At 62.6% G+C, this 21,779-nt stretch carries 24 protein-coding genes and 1 tRNA gene; 5 read left to right on the top strand and 20 right to left on the bottom strand.

Features of this window, described 5'->3' with window-relative positions; genetic code table 11:
- The first annotated feature begins 31 nt into the window (after positions 1-31).
- Positions 32-649: a hypothetical protein gene (locus KFF05_09230; protein ID UTW53490.1), complete on the top strand. Its 618-nt coding sequence runs from the start codon at positions 32-34 to the stop codon at positions 647-649.
- 139 nt (positions 650-788) lie between these two features.
- Here KFF05_09230 and KFF05_09225 read toward each other — a convergent pair whose 3' ends face one another.
- The 14 genes from KFF05_09225 to ccsA form a co-directional block, all read right to left on the bottom strand.
- Complete coding sequence (locus KFF05_09225) at positions 789-1,157, bottom strand: MmcQ/YjbR family DNA-binding protein (GenBank protein UTW53489.1); 369 nt, start codon at positions 1,155-1,157, stop codon at positions 789-791.
- Between the two features lie 28 nt (positions 1,158-1,185).
- The gene (locus KFF05_09220) at positions 1,186-2,055 is read right to left on the bottom strand and encodes an NAD(P)-dependent oxidoreductase (GenBank protein ID UTW53488.1); all 870 of its coding nucleotides are present in this window, start codon (positions 2,053-2,055) and stop codon (positions 1,186-1,188) included.
- 85 nt (positions 2,056-2,140) lie between these two features.
- Complete coding sequence (locus KFF05_09215; protein UTW53652.1) at positions 2,141-2,944, bottom strand: inositol monophosphatase; 804 nt, start codon at positions 2,942-2,944, stop codon at positions 2,141-2,143.
- A gap of 55 nt (positions 2,945-2,999) precedes the next feature.
- The gene (locus KFF05_09210) at positions 3,000-3,269 is read right to left on the bottom strand and encodes a hypothetical protein (GenBank protein ID UTW53487.1); all 270 of its coding nucleotides are present in this window, start codon (positions 3,267-3,269) and stop codon (positions 3,000-3,002) included.
- Positions 3,270-3,383: 114 nt separating this feature from the next.
- Positions 3,384-4,655, bottom strand: a complete 1,272-nt coding sequence (gene hflX, locus KFF05_09205) for a GTPase HflX (protein UTW53651.1) — start codon at positions 4,653-4,655, stop codon at positions 3,384-3,386.
- Between the two features lie 77 nt (positions 4,656-4,732).
- Entirely contained in the window at positions 4,733-4,987 is a 255-nt protein-coding gene (gene hfq, locus KFF05_09200; GenBank protein UTW53486.1) for an RNA chaperone Hfq, read from the bottom strand.
- A gap of 140 nt (positions 4,988-5,127) precedes the next feature.
- On the bottom strand, positions 5,128-5,775 hold the full coding sequence (locus tag KFF05_09195; protein UTW53650.1) for an HAD family hydrolase: 648 nt from the start codon (positions 5,773-5,775) through the stop codon (positions 5,128-5,130).
- A gap of 30 nt (positions 5,776-5,805) precedes the next feature.
- Positions 5,806-7,182: a Trk system potassium transporter TrkA gene (gene trkA, locus KFF05_09190; GenBank protein ID UTW53485.1), complete on the bottom strand. Its 1,377-nt coding sequence runs from the start codon at positions 7,180-7,182 to the stop codon at positions 5,806-5,808.
- Positions 7,183-7,225: 43 nt separating this feature from the next.
- A complete protein-coding gene (locus tag KFF05_09185) occupies positions 7,226-8,614 on the bottom strand; it encodes a sigma-54-dependent Fis family transcriptional regulator (protein ID UTW53484.1) in 1,389 nt (462 codons plus the stop codon).
- A 7-nt stretch (positions 8,615-8,621) separates the two neighbouring features.
- Entirely contained in the window at positions 8,622-10,919 is a 2,298-nt protein-coding gene (locus KFF05_09180) for a PAS domain-containing sensor histidine kinase (protein ID UTW53483.1), read from the bottom strand.
- Positions 10,916-12,349, bottom strand: a complete 1,434-nt coding sequence (gene ntrC / locus KFF05_09175) for a nitrogen regulation protein NR(I) (GenBank protein UTW53482.1) — start codon at positions 12,347-12,349, stop codon at positions 10,916-10,918. The genes KFF05_09180 and ntrC overlap by 4 nt, the downstream gene beginning before the upstream one ends.
- Positions 12,346-13,476, bottom strand: a complete 1,131-nt coding sequence (locus KFF05_09170) for a PAS domain-containing protein (GenBank protein UTW53481.1) — start codon at positions 13,474-13,476, stop codon at positions 12,346-12,348. The genes ntrC and KFF05_09170 overlap by 4 nt, the downstream gene beginning before the upstream one ends.
- The gene (dusB, locus tag KFF05_09165) at positions 13,476-14,462 is read right to left on the bottom strand and encodes a tRNA dihydrouridine synthase DusB (protein ID UTW53480.1); all 987 of its coding nucleotides are present in this window, start codon (positions 14,460-14,462) and stop codon (positions 13,476-13,478) included. Before dusB ends, KFF05_09170 begins: the two co-directional genes overlap by 1 nt.
- 83 nt (positions 14,463-14,545) lie before the next feature.
- Positions 14,546-15,361, bottom strand: coding sequence for a cytochrome c biogenesis protein CcsA (gene ccsA, locus KFF05_09160; protein UTW53479.1), 816 nt, complete (start codon positions 15,359-15,361; stop codon positions 14,546-14,548).
- A 181-nt stretch (positions 15,362-15,542) separates the two neighbouring features.
- Between ccsA and KFF05_09155 the strand changes: the two genes are divergently transcribed.
- Entirely contained in the window at positions 15,543-16,715 is a 1,173-nt protein-coding gene (locus KFF05_09155) for a bifunctional 2-C-methyl-D-erythritol 4-phosphate cytidylyltransferase/2-C-methyl-D-erythritol 2,4-cyclodiphosphate synthase (GenBank protein ID UTW53478.1), read from the top strand.
- 112 nt (positions 16,716-16,827) lie between these two features.
- A complete protein-coding gene (locus KFF05_09150; protein UTW53477.1) occupies positions 16,828-17,760 on the top strand; it encodes a response regulator in 933 nt (310 codons plus the stop codon).
- A 16-nt stretch (positions 17,761-17,776) separates the two neighbouring features.
- On the opposite strand, the gene KFF05_09145 is transcribed toward KFF05_09150, so the two are convergent.
- Positions 17,777-18,094, bottom strand: coding sequence for a divalent-cation tolerance protein CutA (locus KFF05_09145; GenBank protein ID UTW53476.1), 318 nt, complete (start codon positions 18,092-18,094; stop codon positions 17,777-17,779).
- Between the two features lie 109 nt (positions 18,095-18,203).
- Here KFF05_09145 and KFF05_09140 point away from each other — a divergent pair, with 109 nt between their 5' ends.
- On the top strand, positions 18,204-18,491 hold the full coding sequence (locus tag KFF05_09140) for a hypothetical protein (protein ID UTW53649.1): 288 nt from the start codon (positions 18,204-18,206) through the stop codon (positions 18,489-18,491).
- A gap of 294 nt (positions 18,492-18,785) precedes the next feature.
- Positions 18,786-19,151: a (2Fe-2S) ferredoxin domain-containing protein gene (locus tag KFF05_09135; GenBank protein UTW53475.1), complete on the top strand. Its 366-nt coding sequence runs from the start codon at positions 18,786-18,788 to the stop codon at positions 19,149-19,151.
- A 247-nt stretch (positions 19,152-19,398) separates the two neighbouring features.
- On the opposite strand, the gene KFF05_09130 is transcribed toward KFF05_09135, so the two are convergent.
- From KFF05_09130 to KFF05_09110, 5 genes are all read right to left on the bottom strand, one after another.
- Positions 19,399-20,073, bottom strand: coding sequence for a porin family protein (locus KFF05_09130; protein UTW53474.1), 675 nt, complete (start codon positions 20,071-20,073; stop codon positions 19,399-19,401).
- Positions 20,074-20,154: 81 nt separating this feature from the next.
- Positions 20,155-20,532 carry a hypothetical protein gene (locus KFF05_09125; protein UTW53473.1) on the bottom strand — a complete coding sequence of 126 codons (378 nt, stop codon included), beginning with the start codon at positions 20,530-20,532 and terminating at the stop codon, positions 20,155-20,157.
- Positions 20,533-20,747: 215 nt separating this feature from the next.
- Positions 20,748-20,824, bottom strand: a tRNA-Pro gene (locus KFF05_09120).
- A 167-nt stretch (positions 20,825-20,991) separates the two neighbouring features.
- The gene (locus tag KFF05_09115; protein UTW53472.1) at positions 20,992-21,390 is read right to left on the bottom strand and encodes a MerR family transcriptional regulator; all 399 of its coding nucleotides are present in this window, start codon (positions 21,388-21,390) and stop codon (positions 20,992-20,994) included.
- A gap of 13 nt (positions 21,391-21,403) precedes the next feature.
- Complete coding sequence (locus tag KFF05_09110) at positions 21,404-21,709, bottom strand: integration host factor subunit alpha (protein ID UTW53471.1); 306 nt, start codon at positions 21,707-21,709, stop codon at positions 21,404-21,406.
- Between the last annotated feature and the right edge of the window lie 70 nt (positions 21,710-21,779).

Genomic DNA, 21,779 nt, shown 5'->3' with positions numbered 1-21,779 from the left:
ACTTAAACCGCTTGAGAACCCGAGTTTCCGCATGCGCCGCTGTCTTCGTCCCCTGCTGATCCTCCTTGTCGCCGCGGTCGCGCTTTCCGGCTGCTATCTGCCGGCGCGCTTCGACGCCGAGATCGAGTTGGATCGGCGCGGCTATTACAAGCTCACGTTCTCCGGCTACATGGTCGATACGCGGCTATACGGTGCGCTCAAGGACGGCAAGGTCCAGGGGGCGCAGGAAGTCGATGAGGTCAAGAAGCTGAAGGCGGATATCGAGCGCGACCCGGACGCATCCGATTTCAGCTACATCAAGCAGGGTTATTTCAAGATCCACTGGCATCGCGAGGGCGACCTGCTGCAGGCCAAGTCGGTTACCTTCCTGCGCCGAAACGAGCATATCTTCGGCATCGCCTACAACAAGGAAACCCGCATCGTAAACATGCTGGGCCGGTCCTTGGGAAAAAGCCAGAAAGACCAGATCGTCCAATCGGGCCTGAATACGTCGGGTGAACTGCGTGTCATCACCGATACCAAGGTGATCAGCCATAACGCCGACGAGGTAAAGGACTTCCCCGCCCGTGGCCCGCGCACCAAGGTCTATATCTACCGCATCCCCAACATCTACCGCGCCACGCCGCAGATGCAGATCAGCCTGCGTTAGGGCGTGTTATTTGCCGTCATGCCCGTGCTCGACACGGGCATCCACGCCTACCCCGATCAATGGACCCCCGGGTCAAGCCCGGGGGTGACGTCTGGGGGGGCGGAGCCACCCTGTTTATGCCCAACACCCGCGCGAACGCTCAGCTGTCCTGGTTCAGCCCCAAGTCCCGTTGCAGCGTCTTGGTCAATCCTAAGGAGACGAGGCGGTGCGATTCCGCAAGATGGTCCTTGAGGTCGCCGTCACTCAATCCCGGTTCGGCATAATGCTGGATCCATTTCATGCCACGTGACGCCAGATACGGGGCCGGGCGAAGGCCCGGCATATCGCGCAGAACGTCATAGGCGAATTCCGAGACCTTGAAGGTGATACCAGCGAGATCGCCCGCGTTCCAACCGCCGATGGCGAATACCTTGCCGCCGACCTTCCACACGTCCGATCCGCCCCATTGCACGACATGGGTCGCGGCCGGCAGTGTTCTGCAGAAGGCGTTGAACTCGTCATACGTCATGGCCGCCCCCTTTCCCGAAGGCTGTGCCCTATTTGCGGCGCAACCTGCGGATCAGCGACGAGGTGTCCCAGCGTGCCCCGCCCATGTCCTGGACGTCCTTGTAATAGCCGTCGACGACGCGGGTGACCGCCAGTTCGGCGCCGTTGCTCTCTGCCTCGGCGAAGCAAATCCCAAGGTCCTTGCGCATCCAGTCGACGGCGAAGCCGAATTCGAATTCGTCGTCGACCATGGTCTTGCCGCGGTTTTCCATCTGCCAGCTTTGCGCCGCACCTTTGGAAATCACGTCGAGCACCTGCTTGACGTCGAGCCCGGCGCGCATGCCGAAGTCGAGCCCTTCAGACAAGCCCTGAAGCAGACCGGCGATGCAGATCTGGTTGACCATTTTGCAGAGCTGGCCCGAGCCCACGGGCCCCAGCAGGGTGACCGCGCGGGCATAGGCCTGGATCACAGGCTCGGCGCGGGCGAAATCCCCGTCCTCGCCGCCGCACATGACGGTCAGCACGCCGTTCTCGGCCCCCGCCTGGCCGCCGGATACGGGGCCGTCGATGAAGCCGATCCCCATTTCCGCTGCCTTGGCCGCGATCTCGCGGGCCACGGCAGCCGATGCGGTGGTGTGGTCGACCAGAATCGTGCCGTCCGCCATGCCCGCCAGCATGCCGTCGTCGCCAAACGTGACGGCGCGCAGGTCGTCGTCATTGCCGACGCAGGAAAACACGAATTCCGCCCCTTTGGCGGCTTCCGCGGGTGTCTTGCCGAACGCGCCGCCGTGGTCGGCCGCCCATTTCTCGGCCTTGGCCGTGGTGCGGTTATAGACGGTGACCTGATGGCCGTTTTTCGCCAGATGCCCGGCCATGGGATAGCCCATGACGCCCAGGCCGATGAATGCGCAGCGTGCCATGCCGCCTCCTTTGAAATCGTTCCAGATGTAAATGCCGTCCCGTTTGGTAGCGCCCCCAACGCGTCGGGGCAAGGCGGGATATGTCTTAGGACATTAGGCGGTCGAGCGCTGTCCAAGCCGGCGTGTCGGGGGCCAGCAGCAACGCGTCGCCGGGCCGCGCCATGCCGGGGGCATAGGACCGCCCGTCGCCGGTCATGGCCGCCTTGCCGCCGGCTTCGCCATGCAGCAGCACCCCCGCCGCATGGTCCCAGGGCATCAGTTTTCCGGCATAGCGCGCGAAATCAAGCTTCCCCCGCGCCAGATCCATGTATTCCAGGCCGACGCAGCGATAGCGCAAAAACGCCTTGGGGATTGCCGAGGCCCCGGGTGTTCCGGCGCGGGCACGCAGACGGTCCGCGAACTTGTTGCCGAGAGATCCGGTCATGGCGGCGACCGGGCCGGCATCTCCCAGGCGCAGGGGGGTGCCGTCGATGGCGGCACCGGCCCCCGCCTCCGCAAAGGCCAGATGGTCGTCCATGGGGTCTAGGATCCAGCCCATGGCGGTCTCGCCGCGCCGGGCGAGGGCCAGGATCATCGCGAAGCGCGGCGTGCCGTGGGCGAAATTATGGGTGCCGTCCAGGGGGTCGATGATCCAGGCCCAGGGGGCGTCATTGATCTCGCCCAGGGCCTCCGGGCTGACTTCATGGGCTTCCTCGCCGACGATCAAGGCCCCCGGGATCAAATCCGCGAGACGGCGGGTCAGCATGGCTTCCGAGGCCTGGTCGGCGACGGTCACCAGATCGCCCGGGTTCTTTTCCGAAATCTCGTGGCTTGCCAGAGTGCGGAAGCGCGGCAGAATTTCCGTCTCCGCCGTTTCGCGCAGAATGGCGGCGACGCGGTCGGGATCGATGTCGAAGGCATTGGGCACGGGTTTGGTAATCCGGACGCTGCCTTGTAAGGGCAGATCAGTTGGAATGAATGTCGCGATCGCGGTGGAAGGCTTCTGCAAGGTCTTCCAGCATTTGCGCGACATCGTCGCTGTAATCGGCACGCTGCATCAGGGCGCGGGTGATGAAGGTGGCGAAGGATACCGCTTCGCCCTTACCGCGCAGGCGGAAATCGTCGGCCAGACGCTGTAGATGGTCGTGCACATGGCTTTTCGCCATGACGTTCAGTTGGCGCTTGACCAACTTGTTCTTGGAACGCCATTTATTTTGGCTGCGGTTTGTCGCCATGGGTGCCCTTCCGTCCGTACCGGATGTCTGCTGTCGCCGGAATGCGATGTCCCCGGTTTAATGGGAAATGGTTACCAACCGGTGTAGGGAATCCGCCCCTGGAACCCTTGCAGGCTAGTGTAGACGGCTCTGGCGGGCGCTGTCGATACGGGTCAGCAGCTGCGATTGGCTGCGCGGGTCCATGCGGACGCGCAGATGGATGCCGGCTTCACCGTCGGCCCGGTCCAGAACCTCGCCGTGTTCGTAGATCCAGGCCAGGGTCGCCCCCTCGTCGAAGCCCAGGTCCAGTTCCAATTCTCCAAGCTTGTCGCCAAGAGCGTCCTGGATGCGCTGGATCAGGGTATCCAACCCCTGCCCTGTCACGGCGGAAATGGCGATCGGCGGGTTGTTGTCCTGGCGGGCGATGCGTTCCTCCAGGGCGGCGAGCGCTTCCGGCGCAAGAAGGTCGATCTTGTTGAAGGCCTCGGTGATCGGCGTTTCCGTGTCGTCGCCAAGGCCGAGGCCGCCCAGTACCTCCAGCACGTCGCGGCGTTGGATTTCCGTGTCCGGGTCGGCGATGTCGCGCACATGCAGAACCATGTCGGCCTCCACGACCTCTTCCAAGGTCGCGTGGAAGGCATTGACCAGTTGGTGCGGAAGGTCGGAAATGAAGCCCACCGTATCGGACAAGATGACCGGCCCGCCTTCCGGCAGGTCAAGTTTGCGCATGGTCGGGTCCAGGGTCGCGAACAATTGGTCGCGGGCGACCACGTCGGCCCCGGTCAGGCGGTTGAACAGGGTCGATTTACCGGCGTTGGTATAGCCCACGAGGGCGACCACCGGATAAGGCACCCGCTGGCGTGCGCGGCGCTGCAGGGACCGGGTGCGTTTCACTTCCGCCAATTCGCGCTTCAGCCGCGCGATGCGCTGGCGGATCATGCGTCGGTCCAGTTCGATCTGCCGCTCACCGGGACCGCCCATGAACCCCGCCCCGCCGCGTTGGCGTTCCAGGTGGGTCCAACTGCGGACCAGACGCCCCAATTGATAGCTAAGCGCGGCCAGGTCGACCTGCAGGCGGCCTTCCTTGGTCCGTGCTCGGGCACCGAAGATTTCCAGGATCAGACCCGTACGGTCGATGACCTTGGCTTCCCAGGCGGTTTCCAGATTGCGTTGCTGAACCGGCGTCAGGTTGGCGTTGACGACAACCAACTCGCAGTCCGGCAGGGCATGCAGGGTCTCGCCGATGCGCTCCACCGTGCCCTTGCCCAGAAGGGTCGAAGGCCGGGGCCGGGGCAACTCGAACGTTTCGGCGTGGACGACGTCCAGGTCGATGGCCCCGGCAAGCGCGATGGCCTCGTCCAGGTTGGCGCGTGCACTGCGGCTGTCGGCTCCGCCGGCTGCGGACATGTTCGGATGGATGACGGCGCAAGCGCCCGCGCCCGCCGCCTTGGCGGCGGACGTGACATCACCTGGCGTTTGTTCGCTCAACCCTCGGCGGACTCGGCCGCATCCGGTTCGAACAATTGAACGGGAACGGACGGCATGACCGTCGAGATGGCGTGTTTATACACCAACTGCGTATGCCCATCCCGGCGCAGAAGAACGGAAAAATTGTCAAACCAGGTGACGATTCCCTGCAGTTTGACTCCGTTGACCAGAAACACCGTGACCGCAGTTTTGTTCTTCCTGATGTGATTAAGAAAAACGTCCTGCACGTTTTGTGATTTTTCTGACGACATCACTCCCCACCCCAAAGTCTTTTTGCGGCCGCACCTCGCTCCTGCGCGCTGGCCGTAACGCCGCGTCCGACTTTGTTCCGGGCTCCCTGTTGTTGTTTTCTCTTTTGTTTCTACACGGCTAACCAGCCTTGTACAAAAGCTTACAGTGTCTGAGTGAACTTGCAAAGACTATCGCAGTCGCTGAAATGCAGGGCTGGAGGAAAGTCGACAAATTCATCTAGTCCGGGCGGTTGGGGGCGGATCAGCACTGGATAACAGCCCGCTCCATGGGCGCATTCCATGTCGACATCGGCGTCGCCGACGAACCAAATGCCCTCCCCGGCCGTCATGCCGCCGGGATGCAGCGCCATGTCGATGGGGTCACGGGCCGGTTTGTCGCGCGGTGCGTCCATGGCCCCGACCAGGGCGCCGAAATGACCGGTCCAGCCCAATGCCTGGGCCTCCTTACGCAAAAACGATCCTTTCTTGTTGGACACCACGCAAAGGTACACACCGGCATCAGTCAGCCCTTGAAGGAGTGCCGCCGCCCCCGCCGCCGGCTGCAACTTTTCTGCGTGGATCGCCCCATAGCGTGCGTAGAACACATCGCCGGCCTTTTCCCAGTCGTCGCCGAACAGTCCGGGAAAGCTGTCGCGGAGCGACTTGCGGACCTTGGCGTGGGTTTCCTCAAGCGTCCATTCACGCAGGCCCCAGGCACGGAAGGTATGGTTCAATGCGTCGTGAATGATCGGCCAGGTATCGACAAGGGTGTTGTCCCAGTCGAACACGACGGCCCTGGGCAGGGTCAACGGCGGCGGAAGATGCGAATCGGTCACTGCTTAGAAATATTCAAGTTGCACGGCGAACATGTTTTCGACCTTGCGGATGGATTCCGGTGCCGAGAACAGGATCACGCGGTCGCCGGCCTCGACCGTGGTCGTGCCGCGCGGGAATAGCATCTTGCCGTCACGCACGATGGCGCCGACGACGACTCCTGTCGGTAGTTGGATTTCCTTCAGCGTCTTGCCGGCAAGGTCCGAAGTTTCCAGAGCCTCGGCCTCGATCAGTTCGCCCAGGCCCTCGCGAACCGCGTGGACCGAGTGAATGCGCCCGCGCCGTACATGCTGCAGGATGGTCGAGACCGTGATGTTGCGTGGGCTGACCACCACGTCGATGCCGAGGGATCCGATCAGCTGCTCGTAGATCGAGGTGTTGACCAGGGTCACCGTGCGTTCGCAGCCGAACTTCTTGGCCAGAAGCGAGGCCAGGATATTGCTTTCGTCGTCGTTGGTGACGGCGACCACCGTGTCGGTGCCGCGGATGTTGGCTTCTTCCAGGATTTCGATGTCGCGCGCGTCGCCGTTCAGTACGACCGTGCTTTCCAACTGGCCGGAAATGTATTCGGCGCGCTCCTTGTTGTGCTCAATGATCTTGGCTTTGACCCAGGGATATTCGCGCTCGATCTCCTGCGCCAGGACCAGACCGATGTTACCGCCGCCGATGATCAGCAGGCGCCGCGCCTCGCCGGCGTCATAGCCGAAGGCGGTCATGGCACGGCTGATCTGCGCGGTGTCGACCACGAAATAGACCTCGTCGCCGGGGGCCATCTGGTCATCGGCCTTGGGTACGATGGCGTTGCCGTCGCGGACCAGGCCGACAACGACGATGTTAAGGTCAGGGAACAGCTGGGTCAGCTGTTTCAACGGCGTGTTCAGCAGCGGGCATTCCTCGGTGCAGCGCACGCCGAGCAGTGTCACCGCCCCGTCGGCCAGGGGAATCATGTCCATGGCACCGGGAATGCGCAGGCGCCGTGCCACGGCGCGCGCGACTTCCATCTCCGGCGAAATGATGACGTCAATGGGAAGGTTATCGCGCGAGAACAGGTTGGCCCACATGGGGTCGAGATAACTTTTCTGGCGGATGCGGGCGATCTTGGTCGGCACGTCGAACAGGGAATGGGCGACCTGACAGGCGACCATGTTGATCTCGTCGGTCAGCGTCACGGCGATCAGCATGTCGGCGTCGGCGATGCCGGCGCGCTCCAACACGTCCGGATGGGAGGCATGGCCCACCACTGCCTGAGCGTCCAGGGTGTCGGATACCCGGCGCACCAGGTCCGGTGCTTGGTCGACGATGGTTACGTCGTGGTTTTCCAACGCCAATTGGCGGGCGATGTTGACGCCGACCTGGCCGGCGCCGCAAACGATGATCTTCATGCCGGGCGCCCTTCTTTGGATGCGGCGGTTGTGTGGGAAGTGGTCATGACGACCCGCGGTCGCGGTCCTCGTCCGTCAGGCCGAGGGATTTGAGCTTGCGGTGCAGGGCCGAGCGCTCCATGCCCACGAATTGTGCGGTGCGCGAAATATTGCCGTTGAACCGCGACATCTGGGCATTCAGGTATTCACGTTCGAAATCTTCCCGCGCGTCGCGCAGCGGCTTGGCCAGATAGCCTTCGTCACTGCCGATGGTGCTGCGTTTTATTCCGTCGAGAAACTCCGTTGGCAGCATGCTGGCCCCCAGAACCGTGTCGTTGTCGCCGGGGGCCAGGATCAGCACCCGTTCGATCACGTTGCGAAGTTCGCGGACGTTACCCGGCCATGCGTAACTCTGCAATGCCGCCAAGGCATCCTCGCCCAGGCGGCGGGGCTGCTGACCGGTGGCGTCGGCGGCCTGGCGCATGAAATGGTCGGTCAGGTCGCGGATGTCCTCGCGCCGGTTGGCCAGCGCCGGCATCGTCAGGGGCACCACGTTGAGACGGTAAAACAGATCCTCACGGAACCGCCCGGCGGCGACTTCCGCCTGCAGATCGCGGGTGGTCGACGAGATCACGCGCACGTTGACCTGCACCCGGGTGGAGCCGCCGACCCGCACGAAATTCTGTTCCTGCAGAACGCGCACGATCTTGCCTTGGGTTTCCAGCGGCATGTCCGAGACCTCGTCGAGCACCAGGGTGCCGCCGTGGGCGCGTTCGAACGTGCCGATGCGCCGCGAACCGCCGTCACCTTCGGTGCCGAACAGCTCCATTTCAACCCGGTCCGGCGCCATGGTGGCGCAGTTGACGATGACGAAGGGGCCGTCGGCACGGTTGGAACGCGCATGGATGTTGCGCGCCACGATTTCCTTGCCGCTGCCGCTTGGCCCGAAGATCAGGATTCGGCTGTTGGACGGCGCCGCGCGGTCGATGACCTGCTGGATTTCGCGCATTGCCGATGACGTGCCGATCAGGTCGAGGGACGAGCCGGCGCGCAGTCTCAGTTCCTCGTTCTCCGAGCGCAGACGCGCCGCCTCAACCGCGCGCCGCACGTTGAGCAGCAGGCGGTCGGCCTTGAACGGCTTTTCGATGAAGTCGTAGGCGCCATCCTTGATGGCCGTGACGGCGGTTTCCACGGTGCCGTGACCGCTCATCATTAAAACCGGGATTTCCGGGTGGTTCTGCTTGATCTGCTTGAGAATCTGCAGGCCGTCCAGTTCACTGCCCTGAAGCCAAATGTCGAGCAGCACCAGGCTCGGCTGCCGCGCCGACAGGGCTTCAAGGGCTCCCTGGCTGTCCGCCGCTTCGCGGGTTTCGTAGCCCTCGTCTTCGAGAATCCCCGCCGTGAGGGTTCGAATGTCGGCTTCGTCGTCGACGATAAGAATATCTTGTGCCATGACAGCCCTACCCCAATCCCAGGCCGGTCGCGACCTTCATGGGATCTTTGTCGCCGTCGTTGGCGGTTTCATCCAAGTCCCGAAACACCAGACTGATCCGCGCCCCGCCGCCGGGGCGATCCTCGAGGCGCAGGTCACCTTGATGATCTTCCATGATCTTGCGGACAATGGCCAGTCCCAGGCCCGTGCCCTTGCTGCGCGTCGTCACGTAAGGTTCGGTCAACCGTTCGCGCCCGGCTTCGGGCAGGCCGATGCCGTTGTCCTCAACGGTCACGGCAACGCTTTCGTCGCCGCCGTCTTGGCCGCGGCTGTCGGTTACCGTGATGGAAATTCGGCCGGGTTCGCTCTCGCCACCATCGGTCTCGTCCTGAAGAATACGGCTTTCAACGCTTTCCGCTGCGTTCTTCAGGATGTTGGTGAGGGCGCGCGACACCTGGCGCCGATCACAACGCAGCATCATGTCGCCGTCCGGCAAGGTGAGGTCGAGCGTGATGTCTTCCGTGCGTGAGCGCTCCAGAATGACGACTTCGCGAATCAGGTTTGACAGGTTCTCGCGCCCGATGGAGGGTTGCGGCATACGCGCGAAGGACGAGAATTCGTCGACCATGCGGCCGATGTCCTCGACCTGCCGGATGATTGTATCCGTGCAGGTGGTGAAGGTTTCCGGGTCCGAGGTGACTTCGCCCTGGTATTTGCGCTTCAAGCGTTCGGCAGACAATTGGATGGGCGTCAGCGGGTTCTTGATCTCGTGGGCGATGCGTCGCGCCACGTCGGCCCAGGCGGCGGCGCGCTGCGCCGACAAGAGTTCAGTCACATCATCGAAGGTGACGACGAAGCCCAGCAACTGGCCAGCCAGGCGTTCGGCGGCGATACGGACCAACAGGGTACGTTCGCTACCATCGCGGGCAAGTTTGACCTCGGAGCGCTGCTGCCGGTCGGGCCGGCGCTTGGCTTCTGACCACAGGGGGGAGAATTCCGGCACCAGATCGACCAGCAACCGCCCCTTGGCCCGCATCAAGTCTTCACCGACGAGGACTGAGGCCGACCGGTTGGGCAGATTGATGCGCCCATCCTTGTCCAGGCCGACCACGCCCGCCGACACACCGGCCAGCACCGTTTCCGTGAATCGGCGCCGTTCGTCCAATTCCCGGTTGGCCGAAATCAGGCCTTCCTGTTGACCGCGGATCTGTGCCGTCATGCGGTTGAAGGCGCGCGACAGGGACGCCAGTTCATCGTCGGCGTCGGGAATATCGACAGTCGTCGTCAGATCACCGTCGCGGATGCGTTCGGCGGCATAGATCAGGCTCGAAACCGGCTCTGCCAATTGTGTTGCGACCGTCAGGCCGGTCCACACGGCAGCCAACAGCAACAGCACGGAAACCACGGTGAAAATCAGAATGAAGCTGACCTGCAAGCCGCCCCGTTCGCGCTGCAGGCGCTGGTATTCACGCACCGCGTTCTGAATGGTGTCGATATGGTTGAGCACATCCGGGTTCACGAACCGTTCAAGCACCAGATAGGCGTCGACGAAGCGGTTTAGCTTGTAGATGGCGCGGATGCGGTCCTGTTCGTCGAGCGGGATCAGGGTGATCTTGCCGGCCTGCGCTTGTTGGAAAAGCTCTGGGGTGAGCTGCTCGGTCTCACGCGGACGGGAAAATTCGGATTGCGCGATGACCTTCCCCGTGCCGTCGACCATGACCGCCTCGGTGAACCCGCGCGACCGTGTGTGGAAGGTCAGGAGCGGTTCAAGCCGCCAGGGTTCGCGCGTGAGAATGCCGGAATTGATGTTCAGGTCGTTGGCCACGGCCAGGATGTCCGTGCCGAAATTTTCCCGGTGTTCCTTCAGGTAGGCGCTGGCCACCCCCATGGACTGTTCAAGCGCCGTCGAGACCCGTTCGTTGAACCAGGCCTGTACGCCGTAATGCAGGAAGGTCGCCGACATCACGGCGACCAGAATGGCCGGTGCCGTGGCGACCAGGGCGAACAGGGTCACCATGCGCACATGCAGGCCCGAGCCGGCCTGCCCGCGCCGCCGGTCAAGCCAGATCGAGAACAGACGCTGGCCGACGACCATGCCGAGCAATAGCAGGATCGCGCCATCCAGATAAATCATGGCGACGATGGTTTCGATGTTCTGGGTCTGGGCCGGGCGGAACACCAACATGAAAGCCGTGGCCACGCAGGACACGACCGCCGCCGCCGCAAGCCCGTAGGCAAGAAGCCGCTTAGCGCTCGCCCCGCGTAGGCCGATCAGCGCCCAAAGGCTGCCGATGGGGCCTTGTCCGGGCGTGGCCGGCGGGTTCATTTCTGGCCCCGCACCACCGAAATGTCGAGATCGCGGATCTTCTTGCGCAGGGTATTGCGGTTGAGACCCAGAACCTCGGCCGCCTTGACCTGATTGCCGCGGGTGGCCCGCAGAGTCAGCAGGATCAGCGGCCGTTCGATTTCACGCAGCACGCGGTCGTACAGACCCGCCGCCGGCAGTGCCCCCGCATGGGCGCCGAAATAGGCTTCCAGACGTTCTTCGACGACTTGTGACAGGCCCCGGTTGGCACCCGGGTCGCCGCTGCGGCCGCGATCGGCGAGCTCCGCTGAAATTGCCTGCTCGGAAATGGTTTCTTCGGAATAGAGGGCGGCCAGGCGATGAATCAGGTTTTCCAGTTCGCGCACGTTGCCCGGCCAGTTGTAGGCCATCAGGCGTTCCGTGGCTTTGCCCTCGATGATCTTCCATGGCAGTCCCTCGCCCGCTGCCTTGGCAAGGAAGGTTTTGACCAGTTCAGGGATGTCCTCAAGCCGTTCGCGCAGCGGCGGCAGGCGCAGCGGCACGACATTGAGGCGGTAGAACAAATCCTCGCGGAAGCGGCCCTGGCGGGTCAGTTGGTTCAGGTCCTGATGAGTGGCGGCGACGATGCGGACGTCGGTCTTGCGCGTCACCCGGCCGCCGACGGAGGTGTATTCCCCTTCCTGCAGCACGCGCAGCAGGCGCGTCTGTGCCTCCAGCGGCATATCGCCGATTTCGTCGAGGAATAGGGTGCCGCCCTCGGCCTGCTCGAAGCGGCCGGACGAGCGCATGGTGGCCCCCGTGAAGGCCCCCTTCTCATGGCCGAACAGTTCGCTTTCGATCAATTCGCGCGGAATTGCCGCCATGTTTACGGCAACGAACGGCCCCCGCTTGCGCTTGCCGTAATCGTGCAGCACCCGCGCGGCCAGTTCCTTACCGGTGCCCGATTCACCGGTGATCAACACGGTCAGGTCGGTCGAGATCAGGCGCGCCAGGGTACGGTAGATTTCCTGCATGGCCGGCGAGCGGCCGACCAGCGGCAGCTTTTCCACGCCGGCGTGCTCGGGGCTCAGGCCCGGCTGCTCGGGCGGTGCTTCCAGCCCGCGGCGCACGATGGAGACCAATTCGTTGATGTCGAACGGCTTCGGCAGGTATTCGAAGGCCCCGCTTTCGGCGGCTTTGACCGCCGTCAAGATGGTGTTCTGTGCGCTCATCACGACGATGCGCAGTTCGGGGCGGATTCCCTTGATGCGGGGGATCAGGTCCAGGCCGTTTTCATCAGGCATGATGACGTCGGTAATGACGATATCGCCCTCACCCGCCGATACCCAATCCCACAATGTCGAGGCCTGACCCGTCGTCTTGACGTCCAGTCCGGCGCGGCCGAGCGCCTGCGCGACCACGGTGCGGATCGCCGCGTCGTCGTCGGCGACAAGAACGGTGCGGCCGCTCATTTCAATTCTCCCGGATCAGTGTCTTCGTAGAACGGCAGCATGACCCGGAATTCGGTCCGACCCGGGCGGCTTTCGCATTCGACCACGCCGCCGTGATCGCCGACCAGCTTGGCAACCAGGGCGAGCCCCAGGCCGGTGCCGTTCGGTTTCGACGTCACGAAGGGATCGAACAGGTTGGACGTCAGGTCGTCGGGAATGCCGGGGCCGTTATCGATGATGGAAACCTTCAAGGGCAACGCGACCTTGTCTTTGCGGCCCGACAGCGCAAACCGCACACCATGCTGATAGGAGGTGCGCAGGTTGATTTCGCCGCCGACTTCGGGACAGGCGTCGCAGGCGTTCTTGACCAGATTGAGGAAAATCTGCACCAGCTGATCGTGGTCGCCCGGCACCGGCGGCAGTGACGGGTCGAAATCGGCGCGAAACCGGATGTTGGCGCCGAACCCGGTTTCCGCCAGGCGTTGCACCCGGTCCAGGACCTTGTGGATGTTCACGGGCTTGCGCTCGAACGGGCCGTAATCGGTGAAGATTTCCATGCGCCCGATCAGGGTCGAGATGCGGTCGGCTTCCTGGCGGATCAATTCGGCGAGCGGCCGATCCTCGTCGGAGGCGTTCTGTTCGAGAAGCTGCGCAGCACCCCGGATGCCGGACAGTGGATTGCGCACCTCATGGGCCAGCACGGCGGCCATGGAGGTGATGGAGCGCGCCGCCCCCCGGTGGGTCATCTGACGGTCGATCATTTCCGTGATGCCACGGTCGAACATCATCAGCACGATGAAGCCGGGTGAATCCGGCAGCGGCGTCGCCTGCACGCTGAGGAAATGGCGACCGACGCGCGGGCTTTCGATGGCAAGTTCGTGTTCCGAGACCTGGGCATTGGCCCGCCGCACCTGGGTGATCAGCCCGTGTAAGGGTGAATCGGGCGGCACGAAATTGGACAGCGGGCGGTCGATCAAATGGGAAGCACTGGCACTGAAGAAATTCTCCGCCGCCGCATTGACCATGGTGATGCGGTCTTCGGCATCGAGCGTCACCACGGGGGCCGGTAGAAGGTCCAGGATGGTCGCGGAATCCGCAGGCGAATGGGCGCGCCCGCCGGCACGGACCCGAGTGATGGTGGTTTCCATCACGCCGCGGCCCTTTCCATCTGCGGGCCGTAGAACGCGGCCAGCTTGTGGCGCACGACATCCGGATCTTCCTGGCCCATGATATCGGCGCGAAATTCCGCCGATCCGGGCAGGCCCTTGGAATACCAGCCGATGTGCTTGCGCGCGATCTTGACGCCCGCGTGGACGCCGTAGTGGCTGAGGATGTCCTCGTAATGCCGGCGCAGCATCTCGTATTGAGCGCCGATCGTGGGATCGGGCAGCCGTTCGCCGGTCTTCAGGAAATGAATGACCTGGGCCGGGAACCAGGGCCGGCCATAAGTACCGCGCCCGATCAACAGGCCATCGGCTCCGGATTCTTCCATGCAGCGCTTGGCGTCGTCGAGGGTCAGGATGTCTCCGTTTGCAAAAACAGGGATATCGACCGCGTCCTTGACGTTTTGAATGAATTTCCAGTCGGCGCTGCCTTTGTAGAATTGACAGCGCGTGCGGCCGTGCACGGCGACAGCCTTGATACCCACGTCCTGGGCCGCGCGGGCGAGGATCGGTGCGTTCAGGCTATCGTGGTCCCAGCCCATGCGCATCTTCAGGGTCACGGGGATGGCGACGGCCTTGACCACGGCATCGAGGATCTTGGTCGCGTGTTCGACGTCGCGCATCAGGGCGGAGCCGGCATCGCCGTTCACGACCTTTTTCACGGGGCAGCCCATGTTGATGTCGATCAGCGCGGCACCACGGGCCTCGTTCAGGCGCGCGGCCTCGGCCACGACCTCGGGCTCGCAGCCGGCCAACTGCACCGACATGGGGTGCTCCTCGGCGCAATGGGTCGCCATCTTCATGGTCTTCTTGGCGGCATGGATCATCGCCCGGCTGGCGATCATTTCCGACACGACAAGGCCGACGCCGCAGCTCTTGACCAAGCGGCGGAACGGCATGTCGGTGACGCCGGACATGGGCGCTAAAACAACCGGGTCGGAAATCTCGACCCCACCAATCTTCATAGACATGTTGGGTATCCCATTTTGCGTGCCCATTTATTGGGCAGAAACGGCAAGAATTCAACTAAATGCGAGGGAAAGCCGCATAAATTTTATGCCAAGAGCACGCTGGTCACGAATTTGACCCCCGGATAGGCCAGGGTCACGAACAAGTAGGCCAGTAAAACCAGGCGAGCGACCTGCCGGCCGCGGGCGCCGGTTTTCTGATGCGCGTACAGCAGCGCGCAGATCACCGCGAAGGCGGCCAGGGCGAACACGGTCTTGTGGTCGAGATGCAGAATGGACACGTCATGAGTCAGGTTGATGGCCGTTCCGGTGGCCATGCCGAGTGCGAGGACCGCCGCCGATAGCCACAGGAAGCGCAGCACCACCCCTTCGCAATCCAGCACCGAGGGCAGGCCTTGGGGGCGTTTCAGGGGCGTCTTGCGCTTCAAGGCGCGTTCCTGCAGCAAGGCCGCGAGAGAGGCCGCGGCGGCCACGGTCAGCAGCGCATAGGTCGCGATGGACACACCGATATGGAACCACAACCAACCGCCGTCCCCGGGCGCCATGGTCATGGGAGATACATTGGTCGTGCCGTGGCTGAGCATGGCAAGAACGGCCAGCAGCGTCATCAGCGCGAGAAATAAGGGCGACAGGCGTGCAACGTCGCGGTCGAACACGGCCGCGGCGGCGAACAGGGCCATACTGGCGCTGACCGATACCCAAAGCGAGAATGAAAGGTCCGTGCGCCAATCGGCGACCGCCGAGGCGGCGGCCACGGTCCAAGCCACGGGCCCGACCACGGCCACGGCAAGCAGCATCCAAAATCGCGCCTGGGGCTGTTCCGCCGCGCCCTTCCAGGCGGCGAGCAGCGCCGGCAGCAGGGCGACCAGGGCGGCAATGTTGAGAACGGAGTCGGCGGCCATTTGTTCAGTCTTTCATTACAACGGGCGGCTAGAACATCGCGCTACAGGCCCGGTTTGACAAGGGGCGCTTGCGCATTACCTCTGGGCGACATGGCCTATTGGCAAAATCCCCGTTTGTTCAGTATGTTCCGCGCCTGATATCCCTTCCCTTTCTGCGTTGATCAAGGCGACACCGGAACCTATGGCGAATTGCACGGCCATCATCGTCGGCGCGGGGCGCGGCCATCGTTTCGGCGGCCCCCTGCCCAAGCAGTACCGAACCCTTGCCGGGGAGCCTGTGCTGCGCCATGCCTTGCGCGCCTTTGCGGCCCATCCCGCCGTGACCCGGGTGATCGGCGTCATCCATCCCGATGATCGTGAGATGTTCGAGGCCGCCGCCCAGGGGCTGGACATCGCCGGTCATACGGCGGGCGGCGCCGAGCGGCAGGATTCCGTGCGCAATGGCCTGGAATTCGCGGCCGGTCTGACCTCTGGTGGGGTTCCTGACCTGGTATTGATCCATGATGCGGCCCGGCCCTTCGTATCTGCCCGCGTGATTTCAGATGTCGTCGCCGCGCTGGAGAGCACGCCCGGCGCGGTCCCTGCCCTGGCCGTGGCCGATGCCCTGAAACGCGGCACGGACGACCGGGTTGCGGAGACCGTGGACCGCACCGGGCTGTACCGGGTGCAGACGCCCCAGGGGTTCCGTTTTGCCGATATCCTGGCGGCCCACGGCACTGCCAAGGGGCAAAGCCTGACCGACGATGCCGCCGTGGCCGAGGCCGCGGGCCTGGCAGTCGCCCTGGTTGCGGGTGATGCGGATAATTTCAAGATCACGACGGAGGGCGACCTGATGCGCGCCGAAGAGATGATGAACGGCGGTGAAACGCGAACCGGATTCGGCTTCGACGTCCATCAGTTCGAGGCCGGCGACGCCGTGCGGTTATGCGGCATCGACGTTCCCTACAAGCAAAAGCTCAAAGGTCATTCCGATGCCGATGTCGGGCTGCATGCCCTGACCGACGCCATTCTGGGCGCCATCGGCGAAGGCGACATCGGTCAGCACTTCCCGCCGACGGACCCGCAATGGCGGGGGGCGGAATCGGATATTTTCCTGGCGCATGCCGCCGCCCTGGTCCGCGACCGGGGGGCGATGATCGTCAACGTTGATGTGACGATCATCTGCGAAGCGCCCAAGGTCGGCCCGCACCGTGCCGCGATGGCCGCGCGGGTTGCGGAGATCCTCGGCATCGCCGGAGACCGGGTCAATATCAAGGCGACCACGACGGAACGTCTCGGCTTCACCGGCCGAGGTGAAGGGATCGCTGCCCAGGCCGTGGCGGCGGTGCGTTACCGCGGCACGGGTCCGGCGTGACTTGCACGCCCTCGTGTGAACGTCGGTTCACAGAGGCCCGGCGTACGTTCTATATTCCGGCCAGTTGGCGTGGGGACGCGATGAATCAAAAGACCGGGGAAACGCCTGAACAATGGCGACACTGAATTTTGGCAATATCGGCGTGTTTCTGGTCGATGGCGACGCCAGCGCCCGCCAGGGCGTCCGCCATATTCTGTTCAACGAAGGCTGCCGGGATATTCGCCTGGGTGACGACTGCAAGGAAGTGGTCACCGTCCTTGGCCAGAACGATCCCGACCTGATTATCGGAGAACTACGCCTGCCTGACGGCAATTTCGCCGCCGTGACGCAAAAGATCCGTCAGGGAAAAATCGGCCACAACCCCTTCGTGCCCATCATTCTGGTCGTCGTCGAGGACGAGGACCCCAAGGCGGTCAAGGCGGCCCTCGACATGGGGGTCGACGATGTCGTGTCGAAACCCGTTTCCGCCGTCGGCCTGATGTCGCGCATCACTCGTTTGGTGGAAAAGCGCCGCCCCTTCGTGGTGACCGAGGACTACATGGGGCCCAAGCGGGTGCAGGACGAGGGGGCGAAGGCCATCGACGCGCCGAACCACCTGAGCCGAAAGCTGAAGGGCGAGAAGATCGGTTTCCTCGACAAGGAAATGGATGTCGCCGCCGCCGAAGAGGATGTGAAGGGCTGCCGTCTGCAGTTCATCGGCGACGAGATCAAATCACTGATCAACGGCATCGCACCGCGCCTGGAAAAGGGTGAGTTCGACCGGGATCTGCGCAACACACTGGCCCGCGTGGTGGCAGAAGCCATGCGCGCCCAGGATCAGCTTGAGAACACGCGCTACGAACATGTCGCCCGCCTGTGCAGCAGCCTGAGCGGCGTCGCCGGCCAATTGCGGGATACGGGCGAGGACAGTGTCGACCTGCGCCGCGCCATGCTGCTGCGTCCCTTGTCTCAGGCCATTCAGGTTGGTTTTGCAGGCGGCATTGCCTCGGAAGAGGCGGCCAAGGCCATTGTCGAGAAAATCGGCGCGGGCATTCTCAAATCCTGAGCCGCGAAGGGTTTCCCTACCCGCCCGTTTCCGCCGATATCCAATTCAGAAACAGCGCATGGCCGCCGGCCAGATCGAGAACCACCAGACAAGGGCAGTCGTAGCTGTGCAACTCGGCCGCGCGGGCGATCGCCGTTTCGGCCAGGTCCCCCCATGTCTTCAGGATCACCGCGACTTCGCTGCCGCGCGTGACCTTGCCGTCCCAGCGATAGACCGATTCCATGGCGCCCAGGATGTTGGCGCAGGCGATTAGGCGCTCATCGACCAGGGTTTCGGCGATGCGCCGCGCCTCGTCCATGTCGGTGGCGGTCATGTAGATGAATTTCGCGGTCATGTTCAGTGCCTGCGGCCCTAATCGGTTGGCGGGGCTCGGGAACTCAATTACCATCACCAAAGACGCCGCCCGGAGGACGGGACATGATGGCAGGTGAGCAGGAGGCATGATGTCGCAAGGCCAGACAGAGATCAATGAACGCAGGCGGCAGGATTCTGGTGCGGGGCCGCAGCCGACGGCGCAGCAGCGCAAATGGCTGCGCCGCGGCTTGAATCAGGCTGGCGGGAAGCTGCCGTTGTTTGATGAGGTCGGCCAGAAAGTCAGCGACCGCACGGTCAACGCCTGTATCGAACACGGCTGGGCCGAACCTTGGTTCAACAATCCCCTCAAGCCCGACTGGCAGGTCTGTAAATTGACCGATGCGGGCCGGCGCTTGCTGACAGGCGATGACGCCTGAACCATGATGTGGTCGTCGCATTTCGCCAAGGTTTCTCAAAACGCCACGCGTTGTGCGAAGAACAACTTTTCCCAATGCACGTTTCAGCTGCGGTCGGGTTTTGGCCCTGCACCGGTGAATGCAGCCAACGCGTTGAGTTTTCAATGATTTTTTGGAGGGTCGGCAACCCAGTGAACCAGTGCTTGGGGGGAGGAGGAGAAAAGTTCCGGCCCACCGGGTTACCACTGAGGCAAATTGCACTTTCCATGCCAGTCCCGATTTCCCCTCCTCATGCCATGTTTGTCACGCCCCGTCATGCCGCAGGATAACCTTCCCTTCACACCGCCCGTACCGCCGCCCGCCGCCGGCTGGACCATCATGATCTGTATCAATCGCCGTCTGCGCTCTGATCTGGCGTCCTGCGCCGCGCGGAACAGCGAGGATCTGGCCAAAGCCATCGAAGCGGAAGTGCGGGCCCGTGGTCTCGATATTCGGGTCGAACGGACGGTGTGCATGGGGCGCTGCGATTTCGGGCCGACAGTGCGGGTAGCCCCCGGCGGCGCGTTTCACCTTGGACTCGCGCCAAATGACGTCGGTGGGTTCCTGGATGACCTGGAATTGGAACTAAACCTGAAAAAAGAAACAAACAAAATCAATGAGTTGCCGCCACCCGGCACATAATAAGGCAATTTTTCCCAGGGTTGTGATGGCAATCACAGCCGCGCTATGGCGGGCCTGTCATAGTCGGGGTGTTGGATGGATTTGTAATGAATCCTCCCTTCCCTCAAGAGCACAGACTGCGGGCCGGAACTTCGTGTTCCGGCCCTTTTTCTTTGTGCCTGCAAGTGATCGGTAGACATGGAAAGAGCCGTCCGGCCATGATCGGCGGGACGGCTCTCTTCAAATCTCCCATACGGCGTTTTACGCCTTAGAACTGGTGAACGACACCGATCCAGAAATTGTGGGTTCCATATTCCGCATCAACCTTGTCCACGCTGTCGTTGAACGAGGCATCGGCGGTCGCAAAATATCGATATGATGCAGTGACTGACGTTTCCGGCGTCACTTGATAGCCGACCCCCATGCCGACTTGATAGGCCACCACGGTATCGGTTTCGTCATAATTCACAGAGGCGCCCCCGATACTTTTGACATCAAGATTCAGGCGCGTGATGCCGAGGCCACCCATCAAGAACGGCGTCCACTGGCTGTCGTTCTTGAAATCATAATAAGCGTTGGCAAGAAGACCGAGTGACGACATGTCGGCGTCGATCGCAAGCGGGCCGGCGGCGGTGAACAGGTTACCAGCCAGCGATCCGGTGATGTCCGTTGCCTGATCCGATGAATTGTTCCGGTATGACACTTCGCCCTCTACCCGGAAAGCGCCGAAGGACCGGCCGATCGCGCCGGAAAGCCCGATACCTGAATCATATTCGATGTCGGTGGACACGTTGCCGCCCGCGAAGGTGTCAGTCGTCGCCGAGTCGGAAAGGGATGTTAAGCCGACGTTGCCGGCGACATACCAGCTATCGGCATATGCCGGTCCACTTGCTAGGCCAAGAACAACGGCACCAGCGAGCAAAGGGAGATAAGTTTTGGTCATTACGGGATGCCCCTCAAGCAATTGATTAACTACTTAAGGTTGCTAATCTTAATTCAAAAAATAGTAAAACGTTGAAGTAACCTATTTGGTCGATAGGGCTGCCGCCGTACATCCATCAGGCATGGGATTGGCGCGGATATAGGACGATAGAAGGTCGAGCTTTTCGAAGCATTTCGTCGTGGGTACCAAAAGTGCCCGACGGCCCGATCGGCTTCTTTCGCACAGTCCGGCGGCCTCCCAACTTTCGACGAGGCGCTGGCAATTGGTGCGGGGAATGCTTAACCAACTTGAGAGCGAGGTAATGTCGAACGGTGCGCCGCGAAGGTGTCCATGAGCGATCGCGACAAGGCTCGCGAAGCCAACTTCGTCGATGCCGTCATCAAACAGCCGTTTCCGTCGGTCAATAGCCGAGAATATCCAGCTGATCTGATCGCCGTTGATCGGATTGGCGTTGTCCAAGGATGGGGCGCTCCTGGTCCGCAGTATGGGGCATCGCCTGGATGCTTCCTATGCGAAATATTATCGTCAGGATATGTCTCATTCGTTGAAAATTCACCAATGCTAAATTGACCTATTTGGTTGAATTGTGCCCGGACCGATGCGATGCAGACAGCCCAACCCCGCCCGCGGTCTGCGAGAGCCGCGGCGGAAGACGTGATCTGAATAAAGAGAAATGGTCGGAGCGGCGGGATTCGAACCCACGACCCCCACACCCCCAGTGTGGTGCGCTACCAGGCTGCGCTACGCTCCGACTACATTATTGGCGCCGCGATCATTTGCCTTGGGAGGGCTCGCGGCCACCGGCAGGTGCATCGGGGCAAAACCCCGGTGACGTGCGGGCCGGACTATACTTGCTGCGCCCAGTGGGAGCAACAACCCTGGCCGGGTCCGGACGATTTTTCTGAGCGGGCTGTGAGCTTAGTTGAGAAGGGCCCGGATATCCTTCAATTCGGCCAATACGGCGGCCAGTTGCGCGGCCTGTCCGTCGTCCGCGGGGACGGATTTCGGGGCCGGAGCCGCGGGCATGTCCTGGCCCTCGCCGCCGTCGTCGGTGACGCCGTCCTTCAACAGCTTCTGCACGCCCTTGATGGTGTAGCCGTCTTCGTATAGCCAGCGCCGGATACGGTCGAGAAGCACGATGTCCTCGGGCCGGTAATAACGCCGGCCACCACCGCGCTTCATGGGCTTGATCTGGGGGGATTTGGTTTCCCAGAACCGCAGCACGTGTTGCGGCAGGCCGAGCTCGTCGGCGACTTCGCTGATCGTGCGGAACGCGCCCGCCGACTTCTTCACAGTCCTGGCGTCATCCGCAGGCATCTCTACGCCGCGCCTAGCTGTTGCTTATGGAACGATTGATCCGGCTTTTCAGGACCTGCGAAGGCCGGAACACCAGAACCTTCCTGGGAAGGATCGGCACTTCCTGCCCGGTCTTCGGGTTGCGTCCGATGCGCTGCCCCTTCTGGCGGACGGAGAAACTGCCGAACGACGAAATCTTCACGGTTTCGCCACGTGCCAGGGCATCCGTCATATAGCCTAGGACATTCTCCAAGAGGGCCGCGGATTCATTCCGCGACAGCCCGACTTCCTGATACACCGCCTCACCCAGCTGTGCGCGGGTGATTGTTTTACCAGCCATAATTTTCGGTCCCCCTTAGGTCCGCGAGCGAGGCAAAGGGTATCCTCGCCGGAGAAAGCCGTCAACGTCA

This window comes from bacterium SCSIO 12827, assembly GCA_024397995.1.
GTDB lineage: Bacteria > Pseudomonadota > Alphaproteobacteria > Rhodospirillales > Casp-alpha2 > UBA1479.
The sequence above is the reverse complement of the archived record's forward strand: the minus strand, read 5'-3'. Positions and strand labels throughout refer to the sequence as shown.